At 68.6% G+C, this 20,258-nt stretch carries 17 protein-coding genes; 7 read left to right on the forward strand and 10 right to left on the reverse strand.

Going from position 1 to position 20,258, the window contains the following annotated elements:
• Nucleotides 1-27 precede the first annotated feature (27 nt).
• From ACFXMG_RS31795 to ACFXMG_RS31810, 4 genes are read left to right on the forward strand one after another with little or no spacing between them, the layout of a single operon-like run.
• Nucleotides 28-831, forward strand: coding sequence for an ABC transporter permease (locus ACFXMG_RS31795; RefSeq protein ID WP_383819979.1), 804 nt, complete (start codon nucleotides 28-30; stop codon nucleotides 829-831).
• Complete coding sequence (locus tag ACFXMG_RS31800; protein ID WP_383819886.1) at nucleotides 824-1,702, forward strand: ABC transporter permease; 879 nt, start codon at nucleotides 824-826, stop codon at nucleotides 1,700-1,702. Before ACFXMG_RS31795 ends, ACFXMG_RS31800 begins: the two co-directional genes overlap by 8 nt.
• Nucleotides 1,703-1,708: 6 nt before the next feature.
• On the forward strand, nucleotides 1,709-2,725 hold the full coding sequence (locus tag ACFXMG_RS31805; RefSeq protein ID WP_383819883.1) for an ATP-binding cassette domain-containing protein: 1,017 nt from the start codon (nucleotides 1,709-1,711) through the stop codon (nucleotides 2,723-2,725).
• Between the two features lie 13 nt (nucleotides 2,726-2,738).
• On the forward strand, nucleotides 2,739-4,007 hold the full coding sequence (locus tag ACFXMG_RS31810; RefSeq protein WP_383819880.1) for a DUF445 domain-containing protein: 1,269 nt from the start codon (nucleotides 2,739-2,741) through the stop codon (nucleotides 4,005-4,007).
• Here the strand turns inward: ACFXMG_RS31810 and ACFXMG_RS31815 are convergent.
• The 9 genes from ACFXMG_RS31815 to ACFXMG_RS31855 all read right to left on the reverse strand — a co-directional run bounded on the left by ACFXMG_RS31815 (nucleotide 3,977) and on the right by ACFXMG_RS31855 (nucleotide 15,985).
• Nucleotides 3,977-4,306, reverse strand: coding sequence for a hypothetical protein (locus ACFXMG_RS31815; RefSeq protein ID WP_383819878.1), 330 nt, complete (start codon nucleotides 4,304-4,306; stop codon nucleotides 3,977-3,979). The two genes, ACFXMG_RS31810 and ACFXMG_RS31815, sit on opposite strands and share 31 nt — an antisense overlap.
• 379 nt (nucleotides 4,307-4,685) lie before the next feature.
• The gene (locus ACFXMG_RS31820; RefSeq protein WP_383819876.1) at nucleotides 4,686-6,038 is read right to left on the reverse strand and encodes a DNA cytosine methyltransferase; all 1,353 of its coding nucleotides are present in this window, start codon (nucleotides 6,036-6,038) and stop codon (nucleotides 4,686-4,688) included.
• Nucleotides 6,039-6,047: 9 nt separating this feature from the next.
• Entirely contained in the window at nucleotides 6,048-7,769 is a 1,722-nt protein-coding gene (locus ACFXMG_RS31825; RefSeq protein WP_383819874.1) for a DUF6339 family protein, read from the reverse strand.
• Nucleotides 7,769-8,665, reverse strand: a complete 897-nt coding sequence (locus tag ACFXMG_RS31830; RefSeq protein WP_383819871.1) for a hypothetical protein — start codon at nucleotides 8,663-8,665, stop codon at nucleotides 7,769-7,771. The genes ACFXMG_RS31825 and ACFXMG_RS31830 overlap by 1 nt, the downstream gene beginning before the upstream one ends.
• The gene (locus ACFXMG_RS31835; protein ID WP_383819869.1) at nucleotides 8,662-10,647 is read right to left on the reverse strand and encodes a hypothetical protein; all 1,986 of its coding nucleotides are present in this window, start codon (nucleotides 10,645-10,647) and stop codon (nucleotides 8,662-8,664) included. Before ACFXMG_RS31835 ends, ACFXMG_RS31830 begins: the two co-directional genes overlap by 4 nt.
• A complete protein-coding gene (locus ACFXMG_RS31840; RefSeq protein WP_383819866.1) occupies nucleotides 10,644-11,669 on the reverse strand; it encodes a PD-(D/E)XK motif protein in 1,026 nt (341 codons plus the stop codon). Before ACFXMG_RS31840 ends, ACFXMG_RS31835 begins: the two co-directional genes overlap by 4 nt.
• Nucleotides 11,666-14,212 carry a Z1 domain-containing protein gene (locus tag ACFXMG_RS31845; protein ID WP_383819864.1) on the reverse strand — a complete coding sequence of 849 codons (2,547 nt, stop codon included), beginning with the start codon at nucleotides 14,210-14,212 and terminating at the stop codon, nucleotides 11,666-11,668. Before ACFXMG_RS31845 ends, ACFXMG_RS31840 begins: the two co-directional genes overlap by 4 nt.
• Nucleotides 14,213-14,429: 217 nt before the next feature.
• Complete coding sequence (locus ACFXMG_RS31850; protein ID WP_384902886.1) at nucleotides 14,430-14,912, reverse strand: very short patch repair endonuclease; 483 nt, start codon at nucleotides 14,910-14,912, stop codon at nucleotides 14,430-14,432.
• A gap of 65 nt (nucleotides 14,913-14,977) precedes the next feature.
• Nucleotides 14,978-15,985, reverse strand: coding sequence for an SEC-C metal-binding domain-containing protein (locus ACFXMG_RS31855; protein WP_383819861.1), 1,008 nt, complete (start codon nucleotides 15,983-15,985; stop codon nucleotides 14,978-14,980).
• Between the two features lie 63 nt (nucleotides 15,986-16,048).
• On the opposite strand from ACFXMG_RS31855, the gene ACFXMG_RS31860 reads away from it, so the two are divergent.
• Nucleotides 16,049-16,891 (forward strand): class E sortase, encoded by an 843-nt coding sequence (locus ACFXMG_RS31860; RefSeq protein ID WP_383819858.1) that lies wholly within the window; start codon nucleotides 16,049-16,051, stop codon nucleotides 16,889-16,891.
• On the opposite strand, the gene ACFXMG_RS31865 is transcribed toward ACFXMG_RS31860, so the two are convergent.
• The gene (locus ACFXMG_RS31865; protein WP_383819973.1) at nucleotides 16,863-18,221 is read right to left on the reverse strand and encodes an MFS transporter; all 1,359 of its coding nucleotides are present in this window, start codon (nucleotides 18,219-18,221) and stop codon (nucleotides 16,863-16,865) included. The genes ACFXMG_RS31860 and ACFXMG_RS31865 overlap by 29 nt on opposite strands.
• Nucleotides 18,222-18,413: 192 nt before the next feature.
• On the opposite strand from ACFXMG_RS31865, the gene ACFXMG_RS31870 reads away from it, so the two are divergent.
• Both ACFXMG_RS31870 and ACFXMG_RS31875 read left to right on the forward strand, forming a co-directional pair.
• The gene (locus tag ACFXMG_RS31870; protein ID WP_383819855.1) at nucleotides 18,414-18,944 is read left to right on the forward strand and encodes a winged helix-turn-helix transcriptional regulator; all 531 of its coding nucleotides are present in this window, start codon (nucleotides 18,414-18,416) and stop codon (nucleotides 18,942-18,944) included.
• A gap of 360 nt (nucleotides 18,945-19,304) precedes the next feature.
• Nucleotides 19,305-20,174: a fumarylacetoacetate hydrolase family protein gene (locus tag ACFXMG_RS31875; protein ID WP_383819853.1), complete on the forward strand. Its 870-nt coding sequence runs from the start codon at nucleotides 19,305-19,307 to the stop codon at nucleotides 20,172-20,174.
• Nucleotides 20,175-20,258: the final 84 nt, after the last annotated feature.

The following is a 20,258-nucleotide window of genomic DNA, read 5'->3' on the forward strand; positions in this document are numbered from 1 at the left end:
CGCACGCTCCGAAAGGGGAGCTCCATGCTGCGGCTGTACGCGACCGTGGCCGCGGGCGGCTTCCGGCGGTACGCCACCTACCGGGTGGCCACGCTGGCGGGCCTCTTCACCAACACGGTCTTCGGTTTCGTCTTCTCGTACACCTACATCGCCCTGTGGGCCGAACGCCCCCAGCTCGGCGGCTACTCCATGGCCGACGCCCTCGCCTACGTCTGGATCGGCCAGGGCCTCATCACCGTCTGCGGCCTCATGGGCGGCGGCTTCGAGGACGAGCTGATCGAACGGATCAGGACCGGCGACATCGCCGTCGACCTCTACCGCCCCGCCGACCTCCAGGCATGGTGGTGCGCGGCCAACGCGGGCCGCTCCGCCTACCAGTTGCTCGGGCGCGGCGCCGTCCCCCTCGCGATCGGCGCGCTCGCCTTCCGCTTCACCCTTCCGGACGGTCCCGCCGGCTGGGCCGCCTTCCTGCTCGCGGTGGTCTTCGGCTCCCTCGTCGCCTTCGCGATCTGGTACCTCGTCGCCATGAGCGCCTTCTGGCTGCTCGACGGGCAGGGCGTGGTGCAGGTCGCCTGGCTGACCGGCCTCTTCTTCTCCGGGATGCTGCTCCCGCTGAACGTCTTCCCCGGCGCGCTCGGCGAGCTCGCCCGCGCGCTGCCGTGGGCCGCCCTGCTCCAGGTCCCGGCGGACGTCTACCTCGGCCGGTACGGGGACGGCTGGGGCCTCGTCCGCGCGTACGGCTTCCAGCTCGGCTGGCTCGCCGTGCTGCTCGCGGCGGGGCGCGCCGTACAGGCGGCGGCGACCCGGAAGGTGGTGGTGCAGGGTGGCTGAACAGCTTCGCGTACAGGAGGCGTACTCCAAGAAGCCCTACTCCGAGGAGCCGTACCGCCCCGGCGCGGACGCCCTGCGTACGTACCGGCTGGTCGCCGCCATGTGGATCCGCTCCACGATGGCGTACCGCGCCTCCTTCGCCCTGACCCTCGTGACGTCCTTCTGCGTCACCTTCTTCGACTTCGTCGTGATCCTGCTGATGTTCGGGCAGGTCCAGGGCCTCGGCGGCTTCTCCTTCGCCGAGGTCGCCTTCCTGTACGGCACCACCGGCACCGCCTTCGGGATCGCCGACCTGACGCTGGGCTCGCTCCAGCGGATGGGGCGCCGGATCAGGGACGGCTCGCTCGACGTGTTCCTGCTGCGCCCCGCGCCGCTGCTCGCGCAGGTCGCGGCGGACAAGTTCGCGCTGCGCCGGCTCGGCCGGGTCCTCCAGGGGCTGATGGTGCTGGTGTGGAGCCTGGTGCTGCTGCGCGGGGAGGTGGCGTGGAGCTGGGAGAAGGTCCTGCTGGTGCCCGGGATGGTGGTCTGCGGGGCGGTGATCTTCATGGCGGTGATGGTGCTCGGCGGCGCGGCGATCTTCTGGCTCCAGGACGCGGCCGAGGTCACCAACTCCTTCACGTACGGCGGGAACACCCTGCTCCAGTACCCGCCGACGGTCTTCGCGCAGGACCTGGTGAAGGGTGTGGTGTACGTCGTCCCGCTCGCCTTCGTGAACTGGCTCCCGGCCCTGTACGTCCTCGGGCGCCCCGCCCCCGCCGGCGTTCCGTCCTGGGCGGCCTTCGCCTCCCCGCTCGTCGCCCTGGTCTGCTGCGCGGTGGCGGGCCTGGCGTGGCGCGCGGGCATCCGCTCGTACCGATCGACAGGAAGCTGAGAGCACGTGTCTTTCCCTCAACCCTCCACCGAATCAGTCTCCGAGCCCTTCATCGAACTGGACGGGATCGAGAAGACCTTCACGGTCCGCCGCCGCGCGGGCCTGCTGCGCCGCGAGAAGCGGGAGGTCAGGGCCGTCGACGGCCTCTCCTTCACCGTCGGCCGCGGCGAGATGGTCGGCTACATCGGCCCGAACGGCGCCGGGAAGTCCACCACCATCAAGATGCTCACCGGCATCCTCACCCCCAGCGGCGGCCGCCTCCGGGTCGCCGGCATCGACCCGGCGCGCGAGCGCACCCGGCTCGCGCGCCGGATCGGCGTGGTCTTCGGCCAGCGCACCACCCTCTGGTGGGACCTGCCGCTGAAGGACTCGTACCGCCTGATGCACCGCATGTACCGGATCCCCGACGCGCGCTACCGCGAGAACCTCGCCCGCTGCGTCGACCTCCTCGACCTCGGTGCCCTCCTCGACGTGCCCGTACGCCAGCTCTCCCTCGGGCAGCGGATGCGCGGCGACATCGCGGCGGCCCTCCTCCACGACCCGGAGGTGCTGTACCTGGACGAGCCGACGATCGGCCTCGACGTCGTCTCGAAGGCCCGGGTCCGCACCTTCCTCCGCGAGCTGAACGCCGAGCGCGGCACGACTGTCCTCCTCACCACCCACGACCTCACCGACATCGAACAGCTCTGCTCACGGGTGATGGTCATCGACCACGGACGGCTCATGTACGACGGTGATCTCGCCGGCCTGCACGAGGCCGGCGACGGCGAGCGGATGCTCGTCGTGGACCTGGCGCGCGAGCTGCCGCCGATCGACTCCGTGCCCGGCGCCCGCTTCGTACGGGCCGACGGGCCGCGCCAGTACCTCGCCTTCCCGGCGTCCGCGTCGGCCGCCCCCCTGGTCGCCGCGGTGGCGGCGGCGTACCCCCTCGTGGACCTCTCGGTGCGGGAACCGGACATCGAGTCAGTGATCGCGAAGATGTACGGGGGAACTCATGAGGAGCGCCGGGAGTCCCTGATGTGAGGAGGTCTGGCGGATGGTGAGCTTCACGTACACGGCGGCGGACGAGGAACGGAACAGGGGCGTCCGCCGGATGAAGGCCCTGGCGACGGCGCTGCTGGCGTTCGTGGCGGTGATCTACGCCCTGGCGACCTGGGCGGAGAAGTCCGGCGCGGGCGCCTGGGCGGGTTACGTGGCCGCGGCGGCCGAGGCCGGCATGGTCGGCGCGCTCGCGGACTGGTTCGCGGTGACGGCGCTCTTCCGGCACCCGCTGGGCCTGCCGATCCCGCACACGGCGATCATCCCGACGAAGAAGGACCAGCTGGGCGCCTCGCTGGGCTCCTTCGTCGGCGAGAACTTCCTCTCCGCCGACGTCGTACGCGGCCGGCTGCGCGCCCTGGGCGTGGCGCGGCGCCTGGGGGCCTGGCTGGCGGACCCGGCGCACGCGGACCGGGTCACGGAGGAGGCGGCGACCGCCCTGCGGGGCGCGCTCACCGTGCTGCGGGACGCGGACGTGCAGGCGGTGGTCGGCGAGGCGATCACCCGCCGGGCCGAGCAGGCGGAGATCGCACCGGGCGTCGGCAAGACCCTGGAGCGCATGGTGTCGGACGGCGCGCACCGCCGGGCCGTCGACCTGATCTGCACCCGGGCCCACGACTGGCTGGTGACCCACGGCGACTCGGTGATGGACGCGGTGCAGGGCGGCGCCCCCGGCTGGACGCCCCGCTTCGTGGACCGCAAGGTCGGCGAGCGCGTCTACAAGGAGCTGCTCCGCTTCATCACGGAGATGCGCGACATGCCGACGCACCCCGCGCGGGGCGCCATCGACCGTTTCCTGGCCGACTTCGCCGCCGACCTCCAGGCGGACACGGACACCCGCGCCCGCGTCGAGCGACTCAAGTCCGACCTGCTGGCCCGCCCCGAGGTCCAGGACGTCATCGCCTCCGCCTGGGCCTCCGTCCGCGCCCTCATCATCGCCGCGGCCGAGGACGACCAGAGCCAGCTCCGCCTCCGCGCCCGCGCCTCCCTGATCTCCCTGGGCAAGCGCCTGGCCTCGGACCCCCGCCTCCAGGAGAAGGTCGACGGCTGGCTCGAATCGGCCACCACCTACGTAGTCACCACCTACCGCACCGAGATCACCTCCCTGATCACCGACACGGTCGCCGGCTGGGACGCCGACCAGACCTCCAGAAAGATCGAGGCCAACATCGGCCGCGACCTCCAGTTCATCCGCATCAACGGCACGGTGGTAGGAGCCCTGGCGGGCCTCCTGATCTACACCCTCAGCCACGCGGCAGGCGGCTGACCCCGCTCGCGGGTCACGGCCCAGGAGACAGCGGCCATCCCCCCGGCCACACCGAACACCGCAGGCCACGCCCCCACCTTCTTGGCCAGCGGATGCGACCCGGCGAACGCGGCCACGTACGCGCCGGTCAGCCCCACGCAAGCCTTGACCCCACCGATCCGCTGCCACTCCCGAGCCGCCACCCCACCGGCCACAGCCAGCACGACCCCACCGAGCGGCCGCTTCTTCGTCCACCGGGCAACGGCGTATCCGCCTACGAGCCCGGCGGCGGCTATGGCGGAGGCGGGGGTGTGGGGCATGGCGGGGGCCTTCCTAGTGGGTGCGTCCTTCGAGCGTACGGGGTGCGGGCGCGGTGCCACCGGGAGGGTTGACGGTCAGGGGCGATCAGGTGCGCGACGAGGCCACCGGCAGGAAGGCCATCGTGACCGACGTCCGAGGCGGTTCCGTGGATGTCCTGCGCCATCCTCCTCCTGCGCTTCAACGACACCGGCAAGTGAACGCTACCGGGTGGCGCGCAGGACATCGGGGAGATGGCGGCCGAGTGAGCGGTACTCGAATGCGTGGAGGCGGCGGGGACTGTCGCCGAGATCCGGCGACAGTGGGAGCTCACCTACAACGACCGTCCCACTGGCGGCGAGCGCGGGCCAAGTATGCCTCTTGGCTGACTGGAACCAGGTGTCAGCCGCGTAGGAAGGAGTAGATGGCAGACGCTATCGCTCTGCCAAGGGGAATCGGAACTGCGTTTCCGATCTGCATGGCGATTTCCGTCTTGGAGCCGCACCACCGAAATGTGGGAGGGAAGCCCTGAATTCTGGCAGCTTCGTAATGAGTGATGGGGCGATCTTCTTCGGGGTGCAGATACCGACCCTTCTCAGGCTTGAAGAACTCGGTCCTGATCGTGACAGAGGGCTCTCCCAGGCGGAGGCGCCCCATGACATCCCCCGTGCCCGTGTTGTGGTTATCCCAGCTTTCGGTGGACAGGCGTGCCACGGGAGTTCTCACGCCCTGAGGGTGCGGTTCCTCGAAGTACTCGATGGTTCCGGATTCGTTGACGGTGAACCACCAGCCGCGAAGGTCCTTTCGGTTCCCGCCGGCTGGAATCTTGCCGTAGCGGGCGAGTGAAAGAATCTCCGGGTTGCGGCGGATGTGAAGATCCTTTGTTTTGAAGGCCCCTGGTACGACGGTGTCCACCTCGGCAATATGATCCTTGGTGTCGGGAAGTTCCGTTCCCTTGAGCGGGATCTCTTTTGATTCCCTGAAAACACTGTCAACGGTATTCCAGGACTGGATGTCTCCGTCGACTCCGTCGAGAGGCTGGGCGGCCGTTCTGGTCGCCTTCTTGGGAGGTCGGAAATGCGTCTGAGGAGGATAGGTCATCGAACGCTCGCCCTCGATGTCGCGGCGCACGCCGATGACGATCGCGCGACGCCGCGCCTGAACCGCGCCATAGTTTGCGGAGTTGAGAAGGTAGCGTCGGGTCTTATCCTCCGCCGTGTCGGACGGCTGATGTCCTGGAGGATCAACGAGTCGATAGTCGGCCAGTGCCCCCCCTGGTCGCACTTCGTTCAGCAGGTTCTGAAATTCATCCGACTTGAGGAAGCGGTCGACGTTCTCGATGACGAAGACTTTCGGGCGGACTTCCGCGACGATGCGAACGTACTCTTCCCAGAGGCGGTTACGCTCGCTCCCCTTCTTCTTCCGATTCAAAGCAGAGAAACCCTGGCACGGGGGTCCTCCGACGATGACATCAGCGTGAAGGGTCTCCTGCGTAGGCTTCCACTCCTCGATGTCGCCGAAGTAGACCCGAGCCTCAGGAAGGCTCTTGTCGGGTCGACCGCTGCCGAAGTTCATCGCATACGTGGCCGCCGCTGCCTTGTTGTGCTCGACCGCGGCGAGGCTGTGGAAAACGGGCCCATCGCCCCCCATCCCGTCCGGCCTGAACTCGTGGAACCCCTGGGTGAAGCCGCCGCAACCGGCGAAGAGGTCTAGGACGGTGATGGGCTCGGTGGAAGTGGGACGGGGCGCGCGCATGGTGCGATCTTAGCTTCGCAGAGCCGCTGCGATGGCAAGCCCGACCGCCGTCGCCAGAGGAGGAGGCATGGCGTGACCGATCTGCCGGTACGTGGATGTCTTGCCGCCTGCGAAGCTCCAGTCAGAGGGAAACGACTGGATCATCGCGGCCTGCTCGACCGTCAGCTTGGGATGGTCGCCGGCCGGGAAGTCGAGGCCAGGCGGCTCGTCGCCGAGGCTGTTTCCGTTCACTCCCAGGGCGGCCCATGCCTTCTTGCTGCCTGTGGGCCCGAGGTCGGCACCGCCTCGCCGGTCAGATCCGCCTACCAACGCGGGCGCGGTGCGGTCGGCATTCTTGATCCACTGCTCCGCCCCCGGCCACCCGCGTGAGGCCATCGAGGGGCCGAGCGCGGCACCGACCGTCGGTGGAGCAGACTCATGCACCTTTGGCCACTGGAAACGGGAGAAGTATGGCTCTCGCAGCGCGATCAAGAAGCCGCTGCTCCGATTCTGGGGGACACCGAAGTCCGAAGCGTTGAGGATTCGCCAGCTCGAACGGTAGCCCGCGCCGGCCAGCTCCTCCTCGATCCAGGCCCGGTCCGCCTCGAAGGCGGGGCCTTCCACCAGGTCCGGCACGTTCTCCAGAAGCACGGCCTTCGGCTTGATCGAGCATGCCAGCTCGACCGCAGCTCGAAGGACCCGCCGCTCTTCTGTGTCTTCAGCGCGTCCTACAGTGGCCGACGACTTCACACGAGGCAAGCCGCCGCTCAGTAGATCGACGCCGACGACGTCTGGACGCATGTCTGCATGGAACTGCACGACATCCATGCAGACGACGTCCCAGTCGGGGCGGTTGAGGTCGATGGTGAAACAGGCATCGGCCTTGCTGTCGATGAGGAGCGACGGATCGAAGCCCGCCAACTCGAGCCCCAGTGCCTGGGCCCCCGCTCCGGCGCATATCTCCACCGACCGGAACCGTGCCACCGTTGCGGGGGCGGATGCAGGTCGTTGAGCGTCGATGGACTCCTGCGCCACGGCACGAAGCTCGTCGTCCAAGGCGTCGTCTTCGATACCGTCGAAGAGCACGAAGGGGGCAAGCCGAAGCAGACGCTTGAGGAAGTCGCGGAATGTTTCGCGCTCGTTCAGTCCCTGCAGGTCGAGGTCGTTCCAGACCCGGAGAATCGCACGAACCATGTGAGGACTTCCGCCCAGAGCGGCGCGGCGTGCATAGATCTGATCGAACGCCGCCTCGCCGAGGATCTTGAGAGCGCCGTACGGATCCGACGTGTCAGGCGAGCGAACTAGTTGCCCACGCCACCAGAGCCGGCCGAACACGTGCCGGGTGAGGTCCGTCCCCAAAATGCGGTCTCGCGGAGGATGCGGATAACGCCAGTACGCGACATCGGGGAGTACGGCGATTGCAAGGAAGGCCCAGACGTCTCGGGAAGCGGCTTCCGCTGGGACCGCTCCCATCTCCGCGTGCAGGAGCGCGGCCAATCCGAGATCGAATGCGGCGTTTCGAGCGCGGTCGGACGAGTAAGGAAAGCCGGCGCGTTCGGCGAGCTCGACGACGGCCCGGCGCAGCTCTTTGAGCTGCTCTGTCGAGACCCGATCGCCGCCGGTGGCGACGTACACGGCCGACGGATGCGCGTAGGCCACCCGCTCGGCGAGTTCGGGGATCGAGAGATCCCGGTACTCCTCGTAGAGCTGTCTGGCCTGCTGGGGCAGCAGACGCGGATAGAGAAGGCTCATCACGACACCTCGAAGATCTTGACGGCAGCCTGAAGGTCCGAGGCGAAGATCGCCGGTGACTGCAGACGGCGCAGCCGGACGTCGGCGATGGACTGGCCTGGGAAGAGCCGGTCGAACAGGCGCAGAAGGGTGGCGCCGAGGGAGTCCTCGGCGTAGTCGGACTCCTCCGAGAAATCCTCGTAGGAGAGGGCGTATTCGATCATGCTGCGAGCCGCGTCCGCGTATACCGCGGAGAGTACGACCTGGTCGACGGGACGCGGCTTGTGGGCGTTCTCGAAGGCCGCGGTGGTGACCTTGTTCTTTTCGTTGACCAGGAGTAGGAGCGAGCCCATGGTTGCGTTCTCGAGGCTGCCGCTGATCTGCAGATGCCAGGCTGCGCCGTCCGGAAATGAGGTATTGGCGAAGTCGATCACGGCCATGGGGAACTGCGGTGCGTCACCCTGAAGACGAACTGACTCTCGTTCGCTCCACAGGACGGAGCCGGCGCGACGGGGGGATGACGGTCGGCCGTCACTTCGACGCTCTGCCAGAACCAGAGCCGTGTCGAGGACGAGCAGTCCACCGAGATCAGCTCCAGACAGTCGAACCTCCAGATCGACAACGCAGACGCCGTGGCCTGTGAGTCGTTTCCGGTGTCCAGGGCCGCTCAGGTTCGAGCCGCTGGCCGTCCACACGGTGGTCAGCATCAAGGCGGCCTCTTCAGGAAGGCCGCATTGAGCACGGACGCGCTCGAGGTCGACGCGCATCGTTCTCCGCAGAACCAGGTCCATGCGGTAGTCCCAGTGCGGTAGAGCCTCGGGGAGGGGCATCTCTCCGTCGTCGACGACGAGTCGCCACGGTTCAGCAGCGATGACATCTTCAGACGGGCTGCGGTACGGAAGAACACGCCGGCTCATGGTGTGCTCACCGCCTCCACTCTGATGCCGATCTCGGTCATCGTGTCCGGCGCGGGTTGTACGACGGCACGCCAGATGGATTCACCGCCGTCGATCACGCAGGTCTCCGAGGTGTGCAGGCGCCCGTCACTGTCCTCCCAGCCCACGAGTGTGGGCATCTCCGCCCCGATCGGCGGATCCGTCTCACGGCCACCCACTCCGGGCAGCGCCACAGCCAGATCGGCATGGACCCGCTGCGACATGGGCACAGGCAGGCGGAACTCCTGAACGAGCACCGTCGAGTCGCCGCGATCGTCGAAGTAGGGATCGCCGACGTATTGGACCCGCGGTCGCCGGCCGCGTCCAGAGACGCCCCTCGCGGTCGTGTCGGCGAAGTCGATGCCTTCGCCGCTCGCATGCCAGGTGTCGCGTGCGGTTTCGTCGTCGCTGCCTGATGCGGAGCTGTGGAGGCCTCCGCCGGTCGAGGCCGTGGCGACCTTTCTCTTCCTCGCCTCTTCCTGCGCCTTGGCGCGTGTGGCCGTGCTTCCAGGCTTGGCGTAGGCGGTCGCGCCGCCGATGCCCCAGGAGCCACCGACCAGTCCTGAGAAGAATGTGCTTGCCGCCCCCAGCGCCACGCTGCGTGCACCGGAGCGGGCGACTCCGCCGAGCGAGAGCAATTGATCGAGTGCCTCGTCGATACGGCGGAACGTCGTGTGGACGAACGTGCTCTCCGGGCGCTCCAGCGATTGCGGATTCCAGGCGTCATGCGTCGGAGGCTCAGCCTTGGCGTAGACCTCGTCCATGGACTCGTCGGCCCGGAATACTCCGGCGTATGCGATGTTCTCGCTCGGAGGCTTCTGGCCTGGTCGGTACGTGACGACCAGTTCGGCCGGCCGCATCAGACAGACGTGATGAACGAGGCTCTCGATGTTCAGCATGCGCCCCGCACGGCTTGGCTCAAGCGGAGGTCGAATACGCTTCACCACCCCGAAGCGACCGAGATGACGCTTGGGTTTGAGGCACTGCAGGTTGCGTCCGTCGGATCCGTTCAAAGCCTCGTAGGCGGAGACGAACATGTCGAGGGGCGCGGTCTCCCGCGGATCCGGGACCGGGTGATCGACTCCGTCACAACTGACGGAGAACCGCATGGCGGGGGTGTCGGCTTCGGCGGAGATCATCTTTGGCCAGAGGTGCCAGGCAATCGTCTCGGCCAGGTAGTCCGCGGCTTCGGAGGGCTCCAGCTCGTCCAGGTTCGGGTCGATGACGACGACGGTCGTGCCGGTCTCATCGGGGGCGAACGGTCTCAGTCCGAGGCGCCGCGCCGCTGTGTCCGCCTCTGCCCCCATCAGCGGCTCGATCACGTCGCCGGAGGCGTCGCCCCACCAGTGTCGACCTGTGAAACGACGGCTCGCTCCGTTCTGGACGGCCACATGGCTCTTCCAGAGGGTGCACCCGATCAGTCGTGTCTCGAACCCGCCGTGTGGCGTGTGGCAGCGAGTGTGGACGAGAATCGTCCCCGGCTTCGAGAGCAGGTAGAAGATGCCCTTGCCAAAGCCGTAGGTGCCGCCGCCCAGCGCCGTGTCACGGGGCTCCCCGATATTGCGGATGAAGGAGACGAAGTCTCGATCGCTCCCTACGGCGTCGTTGGCCCGGGTCGGGCCTCCCAACCCGCGAGTTCCACGGTCCGACACGGAAAGTAGCCGGACGGGGCCGTGCCTGATCGTGTCGCGCAGCGGGAACTCGTCCGCGTTCGCCGGTGCGCCCGCAAGGAGGAGTTCGCGCCAGGTAACGATGTGGGCGGGGCCGACGGTGGACAGGTCGATGCGGAAGTCGACAGGATCCGCGGAAGTCGCAGAACGGGCGTCCCAGCTGTTCTGAGCCGACTCACGCACAAGGATGGTGAGCAGGTCGAGCTCAGGGCGACCGAGTTGATTGCGGATGCCCTCGGCGGCACTCGCCCCCTCGGGCGGATACGGCTGGGAGAACCAGCGGGGCTCGATCACCGTGCCTCCTGGATGATGTCGTCGATCACTCGCGACTTCTCGTCGTCCGCCAGTGGAACGAGGAGGTCGCCGGAGAGATCTATTGTGTACTCGACGTTCTGGACGGACACCGACAACCCCGCCTTTATCAGGTCTCTGGTTGTGAGGCTGGGGAACCCGGGACCTACCTCGTACCACCTCTCCTCTTCCACAAGGAAACGGACATCGCGGTAGCGGTCGGCGTCCGCGGAGAGGTAACCACAGGTCGCGAGCAGTTCGAGGAGTGAGCCCTCGTCGTCACAGAGCCTGCGGGCCCTATCGACCAGCTCGACCAGGGATGTACCTAGAGAGCCATCGGGTACAGGCTGCAGACGGAACCACACGAGGGTCAGCGACCCGTCGTCGGGTCGATCGAGCTGGTCGAGTCCGTGGATGCGAGGCCTTCGGCCTGTGCCGGTGCCGGCTTTCACCTCGATCGCCGTGGATCCGGACGAGAAGTCGTGCCGATGGCCCTCAGGGCCAAGCCACAGGCGGTGGGCACTCGGGTTCTCCTCCAGCAGGCAGCAGAGAACGGCGAGTTCACCGAAGAGGCCGGCGAGCTGCTCGCCGGTCAGGGGGCTGCCCTGAGTGCGGAAGAGCTCCTTCCAGCGGTCGAGGACATGATGGAGGGCCTTGAGCGGGTTCTCCGGATGTCCCTCGGCCGTGCCCAACACGTCGACACACAGCTCGGTGAAGAGGTCATTGAGGTCGCTGCGCAGGCACGCAAGATCCGCGTACGTCTGGTAGGTCTCGTCATCCTCCAACGGACGCTTGCGCAGCTGAAGTACAGGCCCGTCCAGGCCGAGCCGCACTCGGCGATGTGCCGGTATCGGTACGAGGACGTGGCGATGTCCGTTGTGGTCGACGGCCACCGCCAGCGGGTTGTCGTGCTCGACAACGATCGGGAGGTGAGAGACACGGAGGCGGCGCTCACCTGTGGTCTGTTCGGCCTCTAGCGCGGTCCAGCGCTCTTCGACGAGGCTCCGCAGTATCTCGTCGCTCATGCGTCATCGCTGTCGAGGATGCTGTAGTCCTCGTCCTCGAGACGGATCTTCGACAGATCGGCCGAGATGTACTTCTCGACGGTGCTGTCGTACAGCGGAGCCGGGAAGACCATGCCCACTCCGACGACGTGCTCTTCGGCGTTCAACGCTTCACGCCTCAGCTTCGAGGGGCTAGGCGCCGAGACCTTGTCGATCGGGTACAGGACCAGCAGACCGGTGTCGGGGAGCTCGTGACGGCGCCGATCCATGATGCCCTTCTCGGTGAGACTCGAGACGTCCCCGTCGAGGTCCACCGCAGCGTCTCGGCGGCTCATCAGGGTCTTGATGTCGGCGAGACCCGGGGTCGGATTCGGCGTGGAAAGCCGCGCTCGCAGGTTGCGTCCGACGGAGACACCAGGAGCGAATTCGAAGTCATCGCCGCGAGGGTTGCCGACGATCGCGACATTCCACCGGCGAAGCGATCCCGCAGCGACCCGCTTCCGAATGTATCCCGTCAGGAGGTCCGCATCGTTCTCCGGGGACTGCTCGTGGAACCGGTAGGAGGACAAGAAGTCCACGACCAGGTCGTAGGGGACACCCCGATACACGAACCGCCCCTCCGCGGGCCGCATCTCTGCCGTGACGGCGTTCGCGACGGAGGCGCCCACCAGATCACGGGCGGCAGCGATGTTTCCGCGTAGCCACTCTCCGTCGGTGTGGAAGTAGTGGGTCTGGACACGCTTGCCGCCGTAAGAGGAGGCTGCGGTCACGGCATCGCGCATCTTGGCCGCCGCCGTCACACGGAGGGCGGGGTGCGTCCGCAGGCGCACCGCGAAGGTGAGGGGAGTCTCGTCCTCGGTCATGTAGATGTCGACATCGCGGCGCATCTCGGTCTCGACCGTGGCGAGGTGCCGGAACCACTCGGCAAGCTCGTCCGTCATCCAGATTCGAGGGAGGTCGGCGTAACCGTTCCGGAAACCGAACCAGCGGCCCATCTGGAGCAGGGTGTCGTAAGCGGAGACTGCCCGAACGAAGTAGCTGACCGACAGGCCCTCGAGGGTCAGACCTCGTGAGAGGGTGTTGCCACCGACTGCGATCGCCGTGACCGGCCCGTTCTCATAATCCAGGCGATCCTCGCTGCTCGAGTTGTCCATGATGATGCGGCAACCCTTGAGTACCTCGGGCAACTCAGGCAGCAGGGCATCGAACGGAACCTTGGTCTCTCCGAACTCCTCAGCGGGGACCCGAGCGGTCTCCCTATCCCACAGACCGCGAAGCCGAAGCAGGAAGGTGCCGTCCGACAGAGACGCGGCGGTGTGATCACGCAAGTGCTCGAGCGGCCCACGGAAACTGTTGTGCACGGTGGTGTTGACGCTGGTGTGGATCAACATCGTGTTGTGCTGGTTTCCTGTGCCGCGGACGTGTCGTGCGGCGGTGGCCAGCCAGAAGTACTCGAGCGCCGTCTGCAGTGTGTCGGTGATGACCGGTTCGAAACCGTCGGCGTCCGCCTTCGTCGTGGGGCGCACGCACGGCACGTCGCCCTCGGGCACGGATCGGATCATGTCGTGGCCGTCGTCGACCTGTTCGGGGTCCTCGCCGTCGAGGGCGTAACGACCGAAGAGGACCTCGGTGCCGAAGTGCCCCTGAGGCTTCGGCAGGTTGACGACGAAGTCCTTGGGATAGAGATCTTCTGCAGCCGGGTCGATCAGCAGGTTCGCGAACGGGGAGGCGGTGTACCCGACGTAGGCGGACCTCGGCAGGGTGCTCATGATGCTGAGGATCAGCGGATTGATCGACTTGGTCGCCACCGTGGCTTGGTCGGCCTCGTCATCGATGATCAGCGTCGGACAGTCCTTCAGGTAGTCGGCTGCCTTCTCGAGCCACCGGAAGAGCTTGCGCAGCACCGCTGCGTTCTTCTTGACCACGCACAGCACGCGCGTCCCGTTGCTCTTACCGAAGTAGGAGGCGGGGTTCTCCCCGGGAGTGAAGTCCCGGTCGAGACCCGTCAACTGCGACCACATCGCAGGGTTCGGCTCGATGAGCTGTTGGACCAGGCGTGCCTGAGTCTGCCGTCGCAGTCCGTTGTGGACGCCTGCGAGAACGATGAAGAGTTTGTAGCCTCGGTCGGCGGCTTTGGCGATGACGGAGGTGAAGTTGGTCGTCTTGCCCGACTGCACGTATCCGACGACGAGCCCACGTGTCGAGAAGGACTTCTCCTTGGGGTGGTTCAGCAAGGAGACGATGCGCGTGGAGGAGTCGTCCAGGGACTTGATGGCAGGGTCCTCAGGCCATCCGTCCTTGCGGAGGATGTCGACGATTGCCGGCCAGCACTTGTCCTTGGCGTGCGGCCCGGTGTACCAGGTATCCCGGTTGTCGCGGATGACCGCGTGCGGCTCCTCGAGCTCCTTGATGCGAACGGTCTGCTGCTCGTGACGCTCACGGATCTGCTGGATGATCTCCGGGCTGATGCCGAGCTGCTCCAGCCGCTTGACCGCTTCTGATGGAGGGAACGAGTCCAGAAGAGCCTTGAACGTGTCGTACATGCCGTCGAATGCCTCGGTCATGGGTAGTGACCGCTCCCCTGTCTCGTGCGCTTCAGGTTGGTTGAACCCAGGGGCGCTCCGATGTTGTGGGGGTATCTGCAGAGCAGCGTGCCGGCACGTCACCTTTGTTCAAGGTCACACATTATTGGGTGCGGCGGCCCATGAAAAAGTGCATCAATCTCACATCTCGTACGGATGCGATCGATCTGTGGCTTGAATGAGATGGATCCGCTGACGTTCAGTGCGCATTTCTGTCACGTTGAGTGGCGATGCGGCGATCGTAGAGTTCCCTCAAGCGGGCTGCAGCCTGATGAGCGTCCTCGTGCTCCCACACCCTGAGGACGACCCAGCCGGCTTCCTGTAGAAGCAGGTCTGTCTGCCTATCGCGTGCCCGGTTCTTCTGCGCCTTCTCCGCCCAGTACTCAGGATTGGTCCGTGAGACGGTGAAGTGGTCGGGGCACGCGTGCCAGAAGCAGCCGTCCAGGAACACTGCAATACGTGCCCGAGTGAACACCAGGTCGGCTGTCCTCCGGATGGCCGGAATCGGGCGCTCGGAGACGTGGTACCGGAGGCCGAGGGCGTGGACTGCCCTTCGTAGAGCCAGCTCGGGCTTGGTGTCGCGCCCCTTGTTCGACTGCATGCTCCGGCGAGTCCCCGGGCTCGAGGCCCACGAGTCTTTGGGGAGCTCGGGTACAGAGTCGCCGGTCATCTCATCCCTCATGGTCGAGTATGCCGCCGCACGATACCCGGTGTCGGATCCAACCTCCGGCTGTTGCCGTCGAGGACCTACTCCGGCGCTTCGCCTCCGTGGCACTCCCCATAAGTCCTCTCCGCTCCGCACCAGCAAGCCTCCGTCCTCAGCGGCGGCCAAGGCGTGGCTCGGGAGCGGGCGGCGAGGGTGGTGGTGTATTGGGGGAGGAGGGCGGGGGTGGCGGGGGAGGTGGTTTCGGAGGCGGCGAAGGCTTCGTAGGAGGGGACGGTGGCTCGGACGATGCCCAGGTTGGGGGTGCCGGCTGCTGCCAGTTCGCGGAGGGAGGCTTCGATGTCCGTCAGGTGGGCTCGGTAGGTGGGGTACTCCGTCTCCAGTTCCGGGTACGCCGTCAGGAGTTCTTCCAGCTCTTCGGACGGCCAGTGGAGGACCGCTACCGGGAAGGGGCGGGAGAGGGCCGTGCGGTAGGTGCTCAGTTCCGAGCGGAGGCGGGTGATCTCGGCCTGGAGTTCGGTGGGGTCCGAGGAGCCGAGGGACCAGAGGCGCTTCGGGTCGTGGAGTTCGTCCAGGGGGATCCCGCCCTGGTGGAGGCGGTCCGCCTGGGTGTCCCAGTCGTCGTGGGGGCGGGCCAGCATGCGGCGGATGCGGTGCCGGGTCGTGAGCAGGGAGCGGGTGGCGTGCGGGAGCTCCGCCCCGGGGGTGACCAGGAGGGTGGCCGCCTCGGTGAGCGTGGCCTCCGCCGCCTCCAACTCGTCGTGGACCTCCAGCGTCTCCGCCGCGATCTCCCACGGGGGCGCGTCCGCCGGGCGTGAGCGGCGCAGGCCCTCGATGATGGCCCTCGCCTCGGCCTCGTGCCCGTACTCCCACAGGTTCGACGCCTTCAGCGCGCGGATCAGGTGCGGGTCGGCCGGCTCGCCGGACAGGAGGTCGTCGTAGAGCGCCGACGCGCCCGGCCGGTCGTCCGCCAGTTCCAGGTGGGCGGCGGCCTGGAGCAGCAGCGGCTCCCGGTCGCCGGGGTACTGCTCGGCGGTGCGCAGCAGGCGCTCGGCTTCGGTGGTGTGGGCGGCAGGCGTGTCGGGGCGCATGCCCTTCACCGTACTGCTGTACGGCCCTGGAGAGTTGGCGCCGCAGCGCTTATCGTGCCCGGCGTGCGGGACACGGGAGCCAACACGGGAGGCAGGGGACGCGAGCGGGTGCCGGTCGTCGTCCAGGCGCGCTCGGGGCGCGGTGGACTCGCCCGCGCGCTCTGGTTCGGTGCCGAGACCGTCGTCACCTGCGGTGTTCTCATCCTCCTCCTCGTCGTCCACCAGCTGTGGTGGACCAACCAGCAGGCCCGCGCCGAGGCCGGCGAGCAGGTCGCCGCGCTGGAGCGAGAGTGGGGGATCTCTCCTCCGGCCGAGCAAGACAGCGGAGGGGGCGTTGTTCCTTCCCCCTCTTCCGGGGCTCCCGTCGTGCGGCCTTCCGGCGGGGTGGCTTCGCGGGGCCCTTCGCCCGCCGCCCGGCCGCGACCCTCCGCCGCCCCCGCCTCCCCGGCCCCCGCCCGCACCCCCTCCGGCGAGACCTTCGCCGTGCTCCGGATCCCGCGGATCGGGCTGACCGTGCCCGTCGCGCAGGGGATCTCCAAGCGGAAGGTGCTCGACAAGGGGTACGTGGGGCACTACCCCGGCACCGCGGCGCCCGGGCGGTCCGGGAACGTCGCGCTCGCCGGGCACCGGAACACGCACGGCGAGCCCTTCCGGTACATCAACCGGCTGCGGAAGGGGGACGAGATCACGCTGCGGACCCGGGAGGGGACGTACACCTACCGGGTCGACCAGATCCTGCCGGTGACCTCGCCGCGCGACACCGGCGTCATCCAGCCCGTGCCGCGCTCGATCGTCAAACCGTCGTACGGGTACTCCACCGCCGGCTCCTACCTCACCCTGACCACCTGCACGCCCGAGTTCACCTCCCGCTACCGGCTCATCGTCTGGGCGACCCTGCGACGGTGAGGACGGCGCCGGCCAGGGCCAGGACCGCCGAGGCCACCACGGGCGCGTCCGGGCCCGCCGCCGACAGCGCGAGCATCAGCGCCACGCCCGCCGCCGAACCGATGTACCGGGCCGTGTTGTTCGCGCCCGAGCCCATCGCCGCCCGCTCCGGCGGCACGGAGTCGACGGCGAGCCGGGGCAGCGCCGCGTTCAGCAGACCGCTGCCCGCGCCCGCCACCACCAGGCCGGTGATCAGGCGCGGCCAGGGCAGGTCGGGGGAGTCGAGGGCGCCGAGGAGGGCCAGGACGCCCGCCGCCGACAGCGCGAAACCGAGGGCCAGTTGGTACGGGGCCGAGAGCCGGCCCGCGAGCCGCCGGGCCTGGAGCGCCACCACGAACGACGTCCCCGACCACAGGACGAAGAGCCACGCCGCCACCAGCGGCGCCATGCCCGCCCCGCGCATGATCAGCGCCGGGACCACGCTGAACAGGCCGATCACCGCCAGACCCGTGAACAGCGCCCCCACCACCGACGCCCGGAACGCCGGCCTCCGCAGCAGCCCCAGATCGATCATCGGATCCGCCGCCCTGCGCTCCACCAGCAGGAACAGGGCCGTCAGCGCCACCGCCACCAGCAGCAGGACGCCGATCACCGGGCGCAGCCAGCCGTCCCGGCCCAGCGTCAGGGCCGTGAGCAGCGCGCTCAGCGCCAGCGCCAGGGCCGTCGCGCCCGCCAGGTCCGGGCGGCCGCCGGCCGTGGCGCGCGCCGCCGGGCGGGCGAGGACACGGGTCCCCGCCGCCGCCGTCACCAGGGCCGCCGCGCCCAGCGCCGCGTACGCGAGCCGCCAGTCCAGCAGGCTGAACGCACCCGCGAGCAGCGGGCCCAGCGCGATCCCGCCGCTCACCGACGCACCCCAGACGCCGGTGGCCCGGATCCGGTCCCGGCCCGAGGGGTACGCGACGGCCAGCAGGCCCAGACTGCCGGCGAGGATCGCCGCGCTCGCCGCGCCCTGCGCGATCCGCGCCGCCGTGAACAGCGCCGTGGAGTCCGCGAAGGCCCCGAGCACCGTCGTCACGCCCAGCGCGAGCGTGCCGAGCAGGAAGACCCGCCGCCGGCCGTGCGCGTCGGCCAGCGCGCCCGCGACCAGGAGGAGGGCGGCGAGACCGAGCGGGGTGCCGTTGAGCAGCCACGCCTGCGCCGAGGACGGCGTCCCGAACGCCTCCGCCATCGCCGGGAGCGTCAGCATCGGCGCCGTGTAGTTCATGAGCGCGAGGGTGGTGGCTATGCAGGTCACGGCCAGGGTCGCGGGGCCGGGGGCGGGGGCGCGGCCGGGGGTTCTCTCGCGCGTGATCTTTCGGGACGGGGGGTGGGAGCCGGAGTGGGAGTGAGAGGGGGAGCTTGAGCTTGAGTCTGAGTCTGAGTCTGAGTGGGCTGTACGCACGGGGCCTCCGCCCGATCGCCGGTGCCGGTCGGTTCAGTGAATGAACTCGCACTCTACCCTTTCGGTTCGTTCAATGAACCCTCTTTCGGTACGCTGGTCCCCATGGCCCTCGGCAAGGACTACGCCCAGCAGCAGTGCTCCATCGCCCGCGCCCTCGAGATCGTCGGCGAGCGCTGGACCCTCCTCGTCGTGCGCGACGCCTTCTACGGCGTCCGCCGCTACAGCGACTTCCTCGCCCACCTCGGCGCCCCCCGCGCCGTCCTCGCCGCCCGCCTCCAGGTCCTCGTGGACGCGGGCGTCCTCGACCGCCGCCGCTACCAGGACTCCCCGCCCCGCGACGAGTACGTCCTCACCGCGCGCGGTCTCGCCCTCTGGCCCGTCCTGTGGACCCTCGGCGCCTGGGGGAGGGCCGAGATCCCCGGCACCCTGCCGATGCGTCACTTCCACCACGCCGACTGCGGCGCCGAGCTGGGCGCGTACGGCGAATGCCCCGCCTGCCGCGTCTCCGTGGCGCCCGCCGACATCGAGATGCGGCCCGGCCCGGGGCTCGACCCCGACCCCGCCGACCCCGTCGGCCGCGCGCTCCTCGCGCCGCGCCGGCTGCTCGTCCCGCTGGACCCGACGGGTTCCTGAGGACGCCGGGAACTCTCCCGTAAGGCCGTTCGTCCTACGTGACGGACAGTGAGTTCAGGGAGCGGGGGGCGCGAGGAGCGGGAGTCTGGTCCCGCGTCGATCCGCGCCCCCCGCTCCTCTCGCTTCGCTCGCTCTCCCGGCGGCCGCGCAGTCGCGCCCCCCTTCCTCCCCCTCTTCTCGCCCCCCTCGCCCTCCCCTCCGCCGCTTGCTACTCGCGCGTAGCGGTCCGCAGGCTGAACGGGGTCTTGCGGGCTGACCCGGAGTCTTGGACGATCGAACAATCCTCCGATGGCCGCACTCCATCGGCCGGGGCACCGAAGGGCCTCCCCCCGGGCCCACCTCGACCACAGGGAGAAGACCATGAAGCTGCTGCGAGTCGGCCCGCCGGGCGCCGAGCGTCCCGCCCTCCTCGACGGGGACGGCACCCTCCGTGACCTGTCCTCCTTCACCGACGACGTCGACGGCCGTCTGCTCTCCGACACCGCCACGCTCGACCGGATCCGGGCCGCCGCCGAGGCCGGCGTGCTGCCCGCGTACGGCGATTCCGGCGACCCCACCGGGCTGCGCGTCGGCCCGCCGGTCGGCCGGATCGGCAAGGTCGTGTGCATCGGGCTGAACTACCACGGCCACGCCGCCGAGACCGGCCAGGCCACCCCGGCCGAGCCGGTCGTCTTCCTCAAGGCCGCCGACACCGTCGTCGGCCCCGACGACACCGTGCTCGTACCGCGCGGCTCGGTGAAGACGGACTGGGAGGTCGAGCTGGCGATCGTCATCGGCCGGACCGCCCGCTACCTGGAGACCGACGAGGAGGCGCTGGCGCACGTCGCCGGGTACGCGGTCGCGCACGACGTCTCGGAGCGCGAGTTCCAGATCGAGCGCGGCGGCACCTGGGACAAGGGCAAGAACTGCGAGACCTTCAACCCGCTCGGGCCCTGGCTGGTGACCGCCGACGAGGTGCCCGACCCGCAGGACCTCGCGCTGCGGCTGTGGGTCAACGGCGAGCTGAAGCAGGACGGCCACACCTCGGACCAGATCTTCCCGGTCGCCGAGGTCGTGCGGTACGTGAGCCGGTTCATGACGCTCTACCCGGGCGACATCATCAACACCGGCACGCCCGGCGGTGTCGCCATGGGGCAGCCGGAGCCCAAGCCGTACCTCCGCCCCGGCGACGTCGTCGAGCTGGAGGTCGAGGGCCTGGGCCGCCAGCGCCAGGAGCTCAAGAGCGCCTGATCACACGGGACCCCCGGCCCGATCACCAGCCCGATACGGCCTGATCGCCAGTCCGATCCAGCCGGATCCAGCCCGATCCGGCTG

Origin of the sequence: Streptomyces sp. NPDC059201 (genome assembly GCF_042754585.1) — a bacterium.
Taxonomy (GTDB): Bacteria; Actinomycetota; Actinomycetes; order Streptomycetales; family Streptomycetaceae; genus Streptomyces.

Bases quoted from the DNA above. Each gene is read 5' to 3' on its own strand.
- ACFXMG_RS31870 (WP_383819855.1), top strand. From the start codon at position 18,414: ATGGCCCTCGGCAAGGACTACGCCCAGCAGCAGTGCTCCATCGCCCGC.
- ACFXMG_RS31815 (WP_383819878.1), bottom strand. From the start codon at position 4,306: ATGCCCCACACCCCCGCCTCCGCCATAGCCGCCGCCGGGCTCGTAGGC.
- ACFXMG_RS31810 (WP_383819880.1), top strand. From the start codon at position 2,739: ATGGTGAGCTTCACGTACACGGCGGCGGACGAGGAACGGAACAGGGGC.
- ACFXMG_RS31855 (WP_383819861.1), bottom strand. From the start codon at position 15,985: ATGCGCCCCGACACGCCTGCCGCCCACACCACCGAAGCCGAGCGCCTG.
- ACFXMG_RS31850 (WP_384902886.1), bottom strand. From the start codon at position 14,912: ATGAGGGATGAGATGACCGGCGACTCTGTACCCGAGCTCCCCAAAGAC.
- ACFXMG_RS31820 (WP_383819876.1), bottom strand. From the start codon at position 6,038: ATGCGCGCGCCCCGTCCCACTTCCACCGAGCCCATCACCGTCCTAGAC.
- ACFXMG_RS31845 (WP_383819864.1), bottom strand. From the start codon at position 14,212: ATGACCGAGGCATTCGACGGCATGTACGACACGTTCAAGGCTCTTCTG.
- ACFXMG_RS31825 (WP_383819874.1), bottom strand. From the start codon at position 7,769: ATGAGCCTTCTCTATCCGCGTCTGCTGCCCCAGCAGGCCAGACAGCTC.
- ACFXMG_RS31830 (WP_383819871.1), bottom strand. From the start codon at position 8,665: ATGAGCCGGCGTGTTCTTCCGTACCGCAGCCCGTCTGAAGATGTCATC.
- ACFXMG_RS31840 (WP_383819866.1), bottom strand. From the start codon at position 11,669: ATGAGCGACGAGATACTGCGGAGCCTCGTCGAAGAGCGCTGGACCGCG.
- ACFXMG_RS31875 (WP_383819853.1), top strand. From the start codon at position 19,305: ATGAAGCTGCTGCGAGTCGGCCCGCCGGGCGCCGAGCGTCCCGCCCTC.